The sequence below is a fragment of the Pseudomonas sp. L5B5 genome (assembly GCF_020520285.1).
Classification (GTDB): domain Bacteria; phylum Pseudomonadota; class Gammaproteobacteria; order Pseudomonadales; family Pseudomonadaceae; genus Aquipseudomonas.
Genome location: NZ_CP084742.1, coordinates 2,002,842 through 2,015,106, shown reverse-complemented (window position 1 = coordinate 2,015,106; position 12,265 = coordinate 2,002,842). Strand labels below are relative to the sequence as shown.

The following is a 12,265-nucleotide window of genomic DNA, read 5'->3' as shown; positions in this document are numbered from 1 at the left end:
GAGTATGCATGGCTGTCTACAACTACGACGTAGTGGTGCTGGGCTCAGGCCCCGCTGGAGAAGGTGCGGCAATGAACGCCGCGAAGGCAGGACGCAAAGTGGCAATGGTCGACAGTCGTCGCCAGGTCGGCGGTAACTGCACCCACTTGGGGACTATCCCATCCAAGGCCCTGCGTCACTCGGTCCGGCAGATCATGCAGTTCAATACCAACCCGATGTTCCGGGCCATTGGCGAACCGCGCTGGTTCTCCTTTCCGGACGTGCTCAAGAGCGCGGAGAAGGTGATTTCCAAGCAGGTGGCCTCTCGCACCGGTTACTACGCTCGCAACCGGGTCGACGTGTTCTTCGGGACTGGCAGCTTTGCCGACGAACAGACGGTCGAAGTGGTCTGCGCCAATGGCGTCGTGGAAAAACTGGTGGCCAAGCACATCATCATCGCCACCGGCTCGCGCCCGTATCGCCCGGCGGACATCGACTTCAGCCACCCGCGTATCTACGATAGCGACACCATCCTCAGCCTCGGCCACACCCCGCGCAAACTCATCGTTTATGGCGCCGGGGTGATCGGTTGCGAGTACGCGTCGATCTTCAGTGGTCTCGGGGTGCTGGTGGAACTGGTGGACAACCGTGGCCAGTTGCTCAGCTTCCTGGATTCCGAGATTTCCCAGGCCCTGAGCTACCACTTCAGCAACAACAACATCACCGTGCGCCACAACGAGGAATATGACCGCGTCGAAGGCGTCGACAACGGGGTGATCCTGCACCTCAAGTCCGGCAAGAAGATCAAGGCCGATGCCTTGCTCTGGTGCAACGGCCGTACCGGCAACACGGACAAGCTGGGCATGGAGAACATCGGGGTCAAGGTCAACAGCCGTGGCCAGATCGAGGTGGACGAGAACTATCGGACCTGCGTGCCGAACATCTATGGCGCCGGTGACGTGATCGGCTGGCCGAGCCTGGCCAGTGCCGCCCACGACCAGGGCCGCTCGGCTGCCGGCAGCATTGTCGACAACGGCAGCTGGCGCTTCGTCAACGACGTGCCGACCGGGATCTACACCATTCCCGAGATCAGCTCCATCGGCAAGAACGAGCAGGAACTGACCCAGGCCAAGGTGCCCTACGAAGTGGGCAAGGCGTTCTTCAAGGGCATGGCCCGTGCGCAAATTGCCGGCGAGCCGCAAGGCATGCTGAAGATCCTGTTCCACCGGGAAACCCTGGAAGTCCTCGGCGTGCACTGCTTCGGTTACCAGGCTTCGGAGATCGTGCATATCGGCCAGGCGATCATGAACCAGCCGGGCGAGCTCAACACCCTGAAGTACTTCGTCAACACCACCTTCAACTACCCGACCATGGCCGAAGCCTATCGGGTGGCGGCATACGACGGCCTCAACCGGCTTTTTTGAGCGGCTCCGGCCGGTGGCCTGAGCCGGCCGGGGAGACCGATTTCAGTAATTCTCGAGAGTGGCGCTGGCCAAACCGGGAAAGTCTGTAATCAGGCTATCTACGCCGAAGTCGGCGAGCCTGCGCATCAGCGCTGGCTCGTTGACTGTCCATACCGACACATGCAAACCCTGACGCTGCGCCCGTTGCAGACGCTCCGGGGTGCACAGGGTCCAGTTCAACGCCAGAATCTCGCAGCCATAGCTCTGGGCGACCTTCAACGGGTCGAGCCAGGCGTATTCGGCTACCAGTCCGCGGGACAGGTCCGGGGTCAGTTCCACGGCGGCCTTCAGCACTTCCCTAGAGCTTGAGGTCACGGTGACCTTGTCCAGCAGGCCGAAGCGCTGGGCCATTTCCCGAATCGCCAGTACGGTGGTGGCGGCGCGAGTGCGCGAGGCGCTCTTGACCTCCAGCTGCCAGTGCTCGAAGTCGCACTTCTCGAACAATTCCTCCAGGCGCGGAATGGGGCAGGTGGTGACCCAGCCCGGACCGCCCTTGCGCGCGTCATAGGTCACCAGCTCGGCAGCGGCGTGCTCCACCACCTTGCCCCGCCGATCGGTGGTGCGCTTGAGGGTCGGATCGTGGATCACCATCAGCTCCCCGTCCATGGACAGGTGCAGGTCGAGCTCGCAGCGGCGCACGCCGTGCTTGAGGCACTCCTGAAAGCTGGTCAGGGTATTTTCCGGCGCTTCGCCCTTGGCGCCGCGATGGCCATAGATCAGGGTCACAATTGCTCCTTCACGGATGTCGTTCCTTTGGAAAGGGTCTGGCGTATCTTCAGCCTGCAGCAGGATCGTCCTGTTCCCGGGCCAGGCGGCGTTGCTGGGCCTGTTTCTGCAGGATATAGCGCGCCAGCAGCTGGCGCTGGGCCTCGGTCAATGCTTCGAACTCGGTGCCGATCTCGAAGGTGCCGAAGCTTTGGGGTTCGCAGTGGGTAACCCTGGCCCGCAACAGGAGCCCCAGGGCCTGGGGCATCAGCAGCAGCTTCACCGCCAGCTGGCTGCCGGTGGGGTAGCACTGATGGTGTCCGAACTCGATGCCGCCTTCGGAGAGGATCACCTGCTGGGGCTCGCCGAACTTGCCGAGCACGGTCTGGGCGACCACCTGGCCGAGCAGGTCGATGCGTTTGTTCATGGCCTTGAGGTAGCTGGCCAGGGTGCGGTCGCGCTCGCTGACCTGACGCAACAGGTGCTGGGATTCGAATTCGCTCAGGTGCAGTTCGCTGAGCAGATTGAACAGCGCGGACTCATCCTGCAACACTTCCTTGCTCGCTGCATCGTGGGCGGACAAGGGGCTAATTTCCAGTGCGATCGTGTCCTCGATACGGTAGTATTCGCGGCGATCTTCTTCATCTAATGTCGACATGGCGAACCCATGGTAGAGGCAGTGGTCTGAGTGTAAAGCTGCTTACCAGGCCTCGCCACAAGGACGTCTTCTTTTCCTCCGAACAAGCCCCGACATGTTCAGACCTCTGTTTGCTTTTATCGGCACGCGTTACACCCGTGCAAAGCGTCGCAACCATTTCGTGTCATTCATTTCCCTGACTTCGATGATCGGTCTTGCCCTTGGCGTGATCGTGATGATCGTGGTGCTGTCGGTGATGAACGGGTTCGATCATGAGATGCGCACCCGTGTGCTGGGCATGGTGCCCCACGCTACCATCGAGTCCGGCGAGCCCATCAGTGACTGGCAGGCCCTGGCCGCCAAGGTCAAGGGCAATCCCCAGGTGCTGGCGGTGGCCCCCTTCACCCAGATGCAGGGCCTGCTGACCAACAGCGGCCAGGTGCAGAAGGTGTTGCTCAACGCCATTGATCCGGCCCAGGAGCGCCAGGTTTCGATCATCGACCAATTCATGCAGCAGGGGCAGTTGGATGCCTTGGCGCCTGGCAGCTTCGGCATCGTCATCGGTGACAAGGCCGCCAACAAGCTTGGTGTCGGCCTGGGCGACAAGCTCACCTTCGTCGCCCCGGAGGTCTCGGTGACCCCGGCAGGCATGTTCCCGCGCATGAAACGCTTCACCGTGGTAGGGATCTTCCACGTCGGTGCGGGTGAGATCGATGGTTACCTGGGCCTGACCAACCTCCAGGACCTGGGGCGCCTGCACCGCTGGAAGCCGGATCAGGTCCAGGGCCTGCGGCTGAAGTTCGACGACCTGTTCCAGGCGCCGCGCACGGCCTGGCAAATCGCCCAGCAGCTGGGCGAGAACCACTTCTATGCCCGTGACTGGACTCGTACCCACGGCAACCTGTACCAGGCCATCCGCATGGAAAAAGCCATGATCGGCCTGCTGCTGTTGCTGATCGTCGCGGTCGCCGCCTTCAATATCATCTCCACCCTGGTAATGGTGGTGAACGACAAGAAGGGCGACATCGCCATCCTGCGTACCCTGGGCGCCACCCCTGCGACCATCATGGCGGTCTTCATGGTCCAGGGCACGGTGATCGGCGTGGTCGGCACCTTGATCGGCGCCGTGCTGGGCATGCTCGCGGCACTCAACGTGAGCGCTGCGATCGCCGGCCTCGAAAAGCTGATCGGGCACAAGTTCCTCAATGCCGACGTGTACTTCATCGACTACCTGCCGTCCCAGCTGATGGCCGAGGACGTGTTGATGGTCTGCGGCGCGGCGTTGGTTCTGAGTTTCCTCGCCACCCTGTATCCTGCCTGGCGTGCGGCGCGCACCCAGCCAGCGGAGGCGCTACGTTATGAGTGAGTTGGGCATGAGTGAAAAAGCAATCCTGAGCTGCCGTGACCTGGGCAAGTCCTACGAGGAAGGCCCGGAGTCGGTGGTGGTCCTGTCCGGCCTGCAACTGGAACTGCACCCGGGAGAGCGGGTAGCCATCGTTGGCACTTCCGGCTCGGGCAAAAGTACCTTGCTCAACCTTCTGGGCGGCTTGGACACCCCTTCCAGGGGCAGTGTCTGGCTGGCCGGCGAGGAACTCTCGGCGCTGGGCGAGAAGGCCCGTGGCCAGTTGCGCAACCGCGCCCTGGGATTCGTCTACCAGTTCCACCACCTGCTGGCGGAATTCACCGCGCTGGAAAACGTCTGCATGCCGTTGCTGATCGGTCGTACGCCGATCCCGGAAGCCCGCCAACGGGCCACGGCCCTGCTGGAGCGGGTCGGCCTTGGCCATCGCCTGGAACACAAGCCGGCCGAGTTGTCCGGTGGCGAGCGCCAGCGGGTGGCCATTGCCCGGGCCCTGGTGAACAAGCCGGGGCTGGTGATGCTCGACGAACCGACCGGCAACCTCGACTCGCACACCGCCCAGGGTATCCAGGACTTGATGCTGGAGCTCAGCACCTCGATGCGCACGGCCTTCCTGGTGGTGACTCATGACATGAACCTGGCCCGGCAGATGGATCGCGTATTGCACCTGCAAGAAGGTCACCTGGTCGCGATCTGATGCGACCGCACGCGGCGTCGGTGGCTTGGCCATCGACGCCGGGTCATTAATCTTTCCAGGGTGCCTTGCCCATGTTCCGACCCTTATCGATCTTTATCGGCACGCGCTACACCCGCGCCAAGCGGCGCAATCGTTTTGTCTCGTTCATTTCCATGACCTCGATGATCGGCCTTGCCCTGGGCGTGCTGGCAATGATCGTGGTGCTTTCGGTAATGAACGGCTTCCAGCGGGAAATGAGCTCGCGGATTCTCGGCATGGTGCCGCATGCCACGATCGTCGGGGTCAAGCCCATCGACGATTGGCAGCCGGTGGCCGCTGCGGCGCTGAAGAACCCGCAAGTCACCGCGGCGGTGCCGTTCACCGAGATGGAGGGCATGCTGTCCTACAAGGGCGCGATGCAGCCGATCCAGATCAGCGGTATCGACCCTGCCCAAGAGGGCAAGGTCTCGATCGTCGCCCAGCACATCGTCCAGGGCAGCCTGCAAGACCTCAAGCCAGGTGAGTTCGGTGTGGTGATCGGCGAGATCACGGCCCGGCGCTTTCGCCTGAATGTCGGTGACAAGCTGACGCTGATCGTACCGGAAGTCAGCACGGCACCTGGCGGCATTACACCGCGCATGCAGCGCCTGAATGTGGTGGGGGTGTTCAAGGTGGGGGCTGAGCTGGATGGCTCCATGGGCCTGATCCACGTGGCCGATGCTGCCGAGATGCAACATTGGCAGCCCAACCAGGTGCAGAGCGTGCGCCTGGCGATGAAGGATCTGTACGCCGCGCCACAGGTGGCGGCGGACATTGCCAAGGGCTTGGGAGCAGGCTTCAGGGCCGATGACTGGACTCACACCCAGGGCAGCCTGTTCAGCGCGATGAAGATGGAAAAGACCATGATCGGTCTGCTCCTGCTGATGATCGTTGCGGTTGCGGCGTTCAACATCATTGCCACCCTGATCATGGTGGTGAACGACAAGGGCGCGGATATCGCGATCCTGCGCACCATTGGCGCCACGCCACGGCAGATCATGGCGATCTTCATGGTCCAGGGCACGGTGATCGGGATCGTCGGTACCCTGATCGGCGGTGTGCTGGGCGTGCTGGCAGCGCTGAACGTGAGTGAACTGGTGGGCTGGCTGGAACGCATCAGTGGCCAGCAGATCTTCAGCTCGGACGTGTACTTCGTCAGCAACCTGCCATCGGAGTTACAGGGTGGCGACGTGGTGCTGATCTGCAGCGCGGGTTTCATCCTCAGCTTCCTCGCCACCGTGTATCCGGCCTGGCGCGCCTCCAAGGTCGAGCCGGCACAGGCGCTGCGCTACTCCTGACCGGCACTCCTGCGCGGCAAGGGCGGCGCAGGAGGTTCAGCCCTTCTTCGGCAACTCGATCACGAAACGGGTCCAGCCTGGGCCCGACTCGCAGCGGATCTGCCCGCCATGGGCGCGAACGATCGACTGCGTGATGGCCAGCCCCAGTCCTGCGTGTTCACTGCTGCCTTCACGGCGCGCCGGGTCAGCCCGGTAGAAGCGATCGAACAGGCGTGGCAGCACCTCCTTGGCGATGCCTTCGCCGCTGTTCTCGATGCTCAGCTGCAAATCCTGGAGCTGGTCACTGATCTGCACCTTGATCGAACCGGTGGCGGGTGTGAAGCGCAGGGCATTGTCCAGCAGGTTGGACAGGGCTCGACGGAGCATGCTGCGGTCACCGGCCAGGTGAGCGTTGCCCTCGCGGCTCAGGCTGACCTGCACGTCTTCGGCCAGGGGGCCGTAGAACTCCAGCAACATGTCGGTCTCCTGGGCGAGGTCGAGCATTTCCCGTCGCGGGGCCAGCAGGCCGTGGTCGGCCTTGGCCAGATACAACATGTCATTGACCAGTTGCGCCATCCATTGCAGCTCCTCGAGGTTGCTGTGCAAGGCCTCGCGATAGTCTTCGATAGGCCTGGGGCGCGTCAGGGTGACCTGGGTATGGGTCAGGAGATTTGACAGGGGCGTGCGCAGTTCATGGGCAATGTCGGCGGAAAACGCCGACAGACGCTGGAAGGACTCGTCGAGGCGTTCGAGCATGGCGTTGAAGCTGCTGGCCAGTTCCGCCAGTTCGGCCGGCATCTGCTCTGCCGGCAGGCGCTGGGTCAGCGAACTGGCGGAGACGCCGGCCGCTACAGTGCTCATGCGCCGCAATGGGCGCAGGCCGCTGCGAGCCGCCCAGGCACCGAGCAGGGCCGTGGCCAGGGCCGACAGTCCTACAGTGAGCCAGATCAGGTGCTGCATGCGTTGCAGGAAATGCTGGTGGTGGGTGATATCCAGTACCAGGGTCAGCTGTGGTGAGCCTGCCTGGCCGGGAACCAGTGCCGTGTTGTAGACCCTGTAGGCATTCCCGGACAGGTCCAGGCTGTGCACGCCGGCGTTGGTGGGTAGTGGAGCGGGCAGGGGCGGCAGGGTGTCGAACCAGATCTCGCCACTGGCGCTGCCGATCCGCAGGGCGAGGTCCGGCTGGTGGCTCAGTTCATCCTGCAGCCTGGGCTGGTGCCGGGGAAAGTCGGTGGCCGAGCGGACGTCCTGCAAGGCGCTGCGCAGGGCGATCAGCTTGCCTTCCAGCAGTTGCTGGTCCAGCTCGATGAAATGCGCCTCGCTGGCACGGCTGAACAGCACCCCTGCGAGCAGCGACACCACGGCGGTACAGGCGGCGAACAACAGCGCCAGGCGCCCGCTCAAGGACAGGCGGCGCATCAGGACAAGCGCTCCTCGAGCACGTAACCCATGCCGCGCACCGTATGGATCAGCTTGTTGGGGTAGTCATCATCGATCTTCAGGCGCAGGCGGCGGATCGCCACTTCAATGACGTTGGTGTCGCTGTCGAAGTTCATGTCCCAGACCTGGGAGGCAATCAACGACTTGGGCAAGACTTCGCCCTGGCGTCGCAGGAGCATCTCCAGCAGGGCGAACTCCTTGGCCGTCAGGTCGATGCGTTGGTTGCCACGCTCCACTCGGCGGCGAATCAGGTCCAGGCGCAGGTCTGCCAGTTGCAGGCTGGTGTCCTGGGCGACGCTGCCACCCCGGCGCAACAGGCTGCGGACCCGGGCCAGCAGTTCGGAGAAGGCGAAGGGCTTGACCAGGTAGTCGTCGGCTCCCAGCTCCAGGCCGTGCACGCGGTCTTCCACGGCATCGCGAGCGGTGAGGAACAGCACCGGTATCTCCAGGCCGGCAGCGCGCACGGCCTGCAGGATCTGCCAGCCGCTGCGACCGGGAAGCATCACGTCGAGGATCAACAGCGCATAGTCGCCGGTCAGGGCCAGGTGCTGGCCGGTATTGCCGTCCGCCACCAGCTCGGTATTGAAGCCGGCCTCGCTCAGGCCCTGGCGCAGGTAGTGGCCGGTCTTGGGTTGGTCTTCGACGATCAGTAGCTTCATGGTGGGGCTCTTGGTATATGGAACCGGGGCTTTATACATTGCAGGGGGGCTGTGCAGGTAAAACTGACAAGTTTGTAATCCGGCTGTCAGCTGGCTGGCAGCGGTCCGGTCCTAGAGTGTGGCACAGGCTCTATTCTGTTCTTGTCGAGGTTTGATGATGAGTATGCAAAACCTGTTGTTGCGAAGCCGTTCCCTGTTTGGCGGCTGCCTGATGTTGTTGAGCGCGCCGCTCTGGGCGTCGCCGGCGGCGTCCTATGATTTCGGTCAGCCGGCACCGGCGGCCAAAGCGACTCGCAGTGTCGAGGTGGTGCTGGGAGACATGTCGTTCAACCCCAAGGCGTTGGAGGTCAAGGCCGGCGAGACCGTACGTTTCGTGCTGGTCAACAAGGGCCAGTTGCTGCATGAATTCAATCTGGGTGACGCGGCCATGCATGCCCGACACCAGCAGGAAATGCTGCAGATGCAGCAGAGCGGGATGTTGACCCCCACCGGTGTGAAGGCCATGGAACACGGTTCCATGGATCATGGCTCGATGGGGCACGGGTCCATGCCGGGGATGGCTCAGGGCATGCAGCATGATGATCCCAACAGCGTGCTGGTGGAGCCGGGCAAGCAGGCCGAGCTGACCTGGACCTTCAGCAAGAGCGGCAGCCTGGAATTTGCCTGCAATATTCCCGGGCACTATCAGGCCGGGATGGTCGGCAAGCTGACGGTCAGCCCGTAGGCACCAGGGGCTCAAAGGCGGAAGCAAAGACTGTTAGAATCCGCTGATTCTTCAATCAGGTTTCCGCCATGCATCCCGCAGCCGAACATTCGCCGCTGGGCAAGTCCAGTGAATACATCTCCACCTACACGCCCTCGCTGCTGTTCCCGATTCCTCGGGCGGCGAAATGGGCCGAGCTGGGCTTGAGTGCCGATACCCTGCCGTACAAGGGCGTGGATTTCTGGAACTGCTTCGAGCTGTCCTGGCTGCTGCCCTCGGGCAAGCCGGTAGTGGCCATCGGTGAGTTCAGCATTCCTGCCGACTCGCCGAACATCATCGAGTCCAAGTCGTTCAAGCTTTACCTCAACTCGCTGAACCAGACCCCCTTTGCCGATTGGGCAACGCTGGAGGCGACCCTGCGCCATGACCTCTCGGCTGCCGCAGGCAAACCGGTGGGCGTACGGATCTGCAGCCTTGCGCAGGTCGAGGCGCAAGGCCTGGTGGCGTTGCCTGGTGTCTGCATCGACGATCTGGATATCAGCGTCGACAGCTATGAGCATCCGCGTCCGGAACTGCTGCGTTGCGATGGTTCAAAGGTGGTGGAGGAGAGCTTGCATAGCCATCTGCTCAAGTCCAATTGCCCAGTCACCAGCCAGCCGGACTGGGGCAGCGTGGTTGTGCAGTACCGTGGTGCGGCCCTGGATCATGCCAGCCTGCTGGCTTACCTGGTGAGCTTCCGCCAGCACTCGGACTTCCATGAGCAGTGCGTGGAGCGGATATTCCTCGACCTGCAGCGCCTGCTCAAACCGCAGAAGCTCACTGTTTATGCACGCTACGTGCGGCGCGGTGGGTTGGACATCAACCCTTACCGCAGCACCGAAACGGCAGACTTCCCCAACCACCGGTTGGCACGCCAATAAACAAAAGCCCCGCTGTCATGGCGGGGCTTTGCATTTGGGCGGGTGCATCGAAGGTCGATCAGATACCGATGTTGCCCAGGGTCTGGACGATATTGCGCAGGGTTCCGGCAATGGCCGGGTGCTCGAGTTCGAAGCGCTCTACGGCCAGGTTGACACCGTCGGCGAGGTTGGTGTCGTGGGTGCTGTTTTCCAGCTTGAGCTGCAGTTCGATCTGCTGCATCAGTTCAAGCAGGTTTTCGCGTTCGGCCGGCGACAGCGGTGGGTTCTGTTCCAATTGCTCGCGCAAGGTATCGAGTTGTTCTTGCAGTTCGCGGGCAGGCATGGTGTTCTCCCTTCATTGATAGGCACTGGGATGGACCGCGAGCTTGGCGCAAAGGTCCATGCCGACGAGATCTAGATTAATCCACTCGCCAGCGCCGTGCATGATCTTGATCAACAGGCTTATGTCAGGGTTTTTCGCCCTTGAGCCGGCGCAGCGCAATGTCCGCCAGGCAAGTGGTCAAATCTCCCAGATGATCGATCACCGAGTGCACTCCCAGGCCGAACAGCTGCATCGTCGCCTTGCCCCGCTTGAGCTCGCGTTCCTGCTGGCTCAATGCTTGCCATTCTCCGGGCGTCATGCCGCACAGGGAGCCGCAGGATGCGAGGCCGATGGTCCAGAGGCCGGCATTGAGCCCCGATTGCAGCAGATGCGGCTCGCCGCTCACCAGTACGCAACCATCCAGTCCCTTGACCTTGAGGGCCATCAGCGCTTCCCAGCAAGCGTCGGGGGCGGGCCATGGGGTGGTGGTGTTGGGCGCGGGCTGGATCCATTCCGGCAGGGCAGCGGTCAGCTGGTGGCTGCTGGCGGGGGGCAGCTGTTCCAGCCAGGCACAAGGGATGCCTTGCTGCTGCAGGTGATGCAGGGTAGCCAGGGCGCCGGGTGTGGTCTGGGCCTGTTCCGGGGTGGGTTGCCGCGTCGTTTGCAGGTGCATGCGCGCGCCGAAATCCACCAGGCAACCGCTGAGCCCGAAAAGCACCGCGGTCAGGGGGCGGGGGGATTGGACTGAGGCGTCGGCGTGGGGCATGGCAGCGTCCTTGAAATACCTTTCGAAACTAGCGAGAGAACATGACATCAAGGTTACAGTCAGGTGAATGTGCAAGCCGATTGGCTGATGCTGCTTGCGCCGATGCTGCCTAAATCGACTCATCCGCTTTATACTCCGGGCCTAACCTCGGGGCATGACCCATGAGAGAACAAGCCAAGGAGTTTCCTGCGATGCGCTGGAGCCGTTATCTAGTTCCACTATGTATGAGTGCCAGTGTGACGCTGGCTCCCCTGGCCGCCCAGGCGGCAGAGGAGGATCCGTGGGAAAGCGTCAACCGTCCTATCTTCACGTTCAACGATACAGTGGACACTTATGCCCTGAAGCCGTTGGCCCAAGGCTACCAGGCCGTGACGCCACAGTTCCTGGAAGACGGCATCCACAACATGTTCCGCAACGTTGGTGATGTCGGCAACCTGGTCAACGACGTTCTCCAGGCCAAGCCCCATGCCGCCGGTGTCGACACGGCCCGTCTGCTGATGAACACTACCCTGGGCCTGGCGGGCTTTTTCGATGTCGGCACCAAGATGGGCCTGCAGCGTAATGACGAAGATTTCGGCCAGACCCTGGGCTATTGGGGTGTGGATAGCGGTCCCTACGTGATGCTGCCGCTGCTGGGGCCGAGCACCTTGCGTGATGCACCGGCCAAGTTCGTCGACAGCTACACCGCGCCTTATCGCTATATCAACGACGTCCCGGCACGCAACATCGCCATGGGGGTGAACGTGGTCGATACGCGGGCCAGCCTGCTGGCGGCAGACAAGCTGATTCGCGGAGACAAATACACCTTCATTCGCAATGCCTATCTGCAGAATCGTGAATTCAAGGTCAAGGATGGCAAGGTCGAAGACGACTTCTAGTCGTGTGTGCATCTTGCAGAAAGCGACAAAGGCGACCTATCAGGTCGCCTTTTTTATTGGGGAGGGGTTAATTCATTTTAAGGATTGTAAGCCCAAGTTTCTGTCCGCCACCGTCCAGGGGTTTGATCCACACTACCTCGGTATCGGCTTCCAGGCCGCGGAGCGCCGTATGTTCCGAATCGATGCGCACACTCAATTGATCGCCGATCTGGAATGAACGAGGAGCCTGAACCTGCATGCCGCCGCTGGAAAGGTCGATGCAGACCGCTTCGATCACCTGTCCCTGATGAAGCAGCGTGATCTCGGCATCCACCCGCATCCGGATGTAATCGCGCTTTTCACTATAGTCACGCTGGTTCTGATTCATGGGGTCCATCCTGCAATTGAGTTGCGGTTTTGACGGTTTTTATAACTCTCTGTGATTTGCGGTGTAAAGACGTCAAGCGACCATCGGCATGAGCT

General features: G+C 62.0%; 14 protein-coding genes. 7 read left to right on the top strand and 7 right to left on the bottom strand.

Features of this window, described 5'->3' with window-relative positions; translation table 11 throughout:
• Nucleotides 1–8 precede the first annotated feature (8 nt).
• Nucleotides 9–1,403, top strand: a complete 1,395-nt coding sequence (sthA, locus tag LGQ10_RS09085; RefSeq protein ID WP_058433536.1) for a Si-specific NAD(P)(+) transhydrogenase — start codon at nt 9–11, stop codon at nt 1,401–1,403.
• A gap of 42 nt (nt 1,404–1,445) precedes the next feature.
• On the opposite strand, the gene LGQ10_RS09080 is transcribed toward sthA, so the two are convergent.
• Together LGQ10_RS09080 and LGQ10_RS09075 are read right to left on the bottom strand one after the other, a co-directional pair.
• The gene (locus LGQ10_RS09080) at nt 1,446–2,168 is read right to left on the bottom strand and encodes a glycerophosphodiester phosphodiesterase (RefSeq protein WP_226525346.1); all 723 of its coding nucleotides are present in this window, start codon (nt 2,166–2,168) and stop codon (nt 1,446–1,448) included.
• Between the two features lie 49 nt (nt 2,169–2,217).
• Entirely contained in the window at nt 2,218–2,805 is a 588-nt protein-coding gene (locus LGQ10_RS09075) for a PilZ domain-containing protein (RefSeq protein WP_058433534.1), read from the bottom strand.
• Nucleotides 2,806–2,899: 94 nt separating this feature from the next.
• On the opposite strand from LGQ10_RS09075, the gene LGQ10_RS09070 reads away from it, so the two are divergent.
• From LGQ10_RS09070 to LGQ10_RS09060, 3 genes are all read left to right on the top strand, one after another.
• Nucleotides 2,900–4,150 (top strand): lipoprotein-releasing ABC transporter permease subunit, encoded by a 1,251-nt coding sequence (locus LGQ10_RS09070; protein ID WP_226525345.1) that lies wholly within the window; start codon nt 2,900–2,902, stop codon nt 4,148–4,150.
• A 7-nt stretch (nt 4,151–4,157) separates the two neighbouring features.
• The gene (gene lolD, locus LGQ10_RS09065) at nt 4,158–4,841 is read left to right on the top strand and encodes a lipoprotein-releasing ABC transporter ATP-binding protein LolD (protein WP_226525344.1); all 684 of its coding nucleotides are present in this window, start codon (nt 4,158–4,160) and stop codon (nt 4,839–4,841) included.
• Nucleotides 4,842–4,912: 71 nt separating this feature from the next.
• Nucleotides 4,913–6,157 (top strand): lipoprotein-releasing ABC transporter permease subunit, encoded by a 1,245-nt coding sequence (locus tag LGQ10_RS09060; RefSeq protein ID WP_058436628.1) that lies wholly within the window; start codon nt 4,913–4,915, stop codon nt 6,155–6,157.
• Between the two features lie 36 nt (nt 6,158–6,193).
• Here the strand turns inward: LGQ10_RS09060 and LGQ10_RS09055 are convergent, their stop codons facing one another.
• On the bottom strand, nt 6,194–7,555 hold the full coding sequence (locus LGQ10_RS09055) for a heavy metal sensor histidine kinase (RefSeq protein WP_226525343.1): 1,362 nt from the start codon (nt 7,553–7,555) through the stop codon (nt 6,194–6,196).
• On the bottom strand, nt 7,555–8,235 hold the full coding sequence (locus tag LGQ10_RS09050; protein ID WP_226525342.1) for a heavy metal response regulator transcription factor: 681 nt from the start codon (nt 8,233–8,235) through the stop codon (nt 7,555–7,557). The genes LGQ10_RS09055 and LGQ10_RS09050 overlap by 1 nt, the downstream gene beginning before the upstream one ends.
• 211 nt (nt 8,236–8,446) lie before the next feature.
• On the opposite strand from LGQ10_RS09050, the gene LGQ10_RS09045 reads away from it, so the two are divergent.
• Together LGQ10_RS09045 and queF are read left to right on the top strand one after the other, a co-directional pair.
• Nucleotides 8,447–8,959, top strand: a complete 513-nt coding sequence (locus LGQ10_RS09045; protein ID WP_413247613.1) for a plastocyanin/azurin family copper-binding protein — start codon at nt 8,447–8,449, stop codon at nt 8,957–8,959.
• 68 nt (nt 8,960–9,027) lie between these two features.
• The gene (queF, locus tag LGQ10_RS09040; RefSeq protein WP_226525341.1) at nt 9,028–9,858 is read left to right on the top strand and encodes an NADPH-dependent 7-cyano-7-deazaguanine reductase QueF; all 831 of its coding nucleotides are present in this window, start codon (nt 9,028–9,030) and stop codon (nt 9,856–9,858) included.
• 58 nt (nt 9,859–9,916) lie between these two features.
• On the opposite strand, the gene LGQ10_RS09035 is transcribed toward queF, so the two are convergent.
• Entirely contained in the window at nt 9,917–10,180 is a 264-nt protein-coding gene (locus LGQ10_RS09035) for a DUF4404 family protein (protein ID WP_058434846.1), read from the bottom strand.
• 124 nt (nt 10,181–10,304) lie between these two features.
• On the bottom strand, nt 10,305–10,925 hold the full coding sequence (locus LGQ10_RS09030) for an HAD family phosphatase (RefSeq protein ID WP_226525340.1): 621 nt from the start codon (nt 10,923–10,925) through the stop codon (nt 10,305–10,307).
• A 191-nt stretch (nt 10,926–11,116) separates the two neighbouring features.
• Between LGQ10_RS09030 and LGQ10_RS09025 the strand changes: the two genes are divergently transcribed.
• Nucleotides 11,117–11,803, top strand: coding sequence for a VacJ family lipoprotein (locus tag LGQ10_RS09025; protein ID WP_058434844.1), 687 nt, complete (start codon nt 11,117–11,119; stop codon nt 11,801–11,803).
• Nucleotides 11,804–11,870: 67 nt separating this feature from the next.
• Here the strand turns inward: LGQ10_RS09025 and LGQ10_RS09020 are convergent, their stop codons facing one another.
• Nucleotides 11,871–12,170 carry a PilZ domain-containing protein gene (locus LGQ10_RS09020; RefSeq protein WP_058434843.1) on the bottom strand — a complete coding sequence of 100 codons (300 nt, stop codon included), beginning with the start codon at nt 12,168–12,170 and terminating at the stop codon, nt 11,871–11,873.
• Nucleotides 12,171–12,265: the final 95 nt, after the last annotated feature.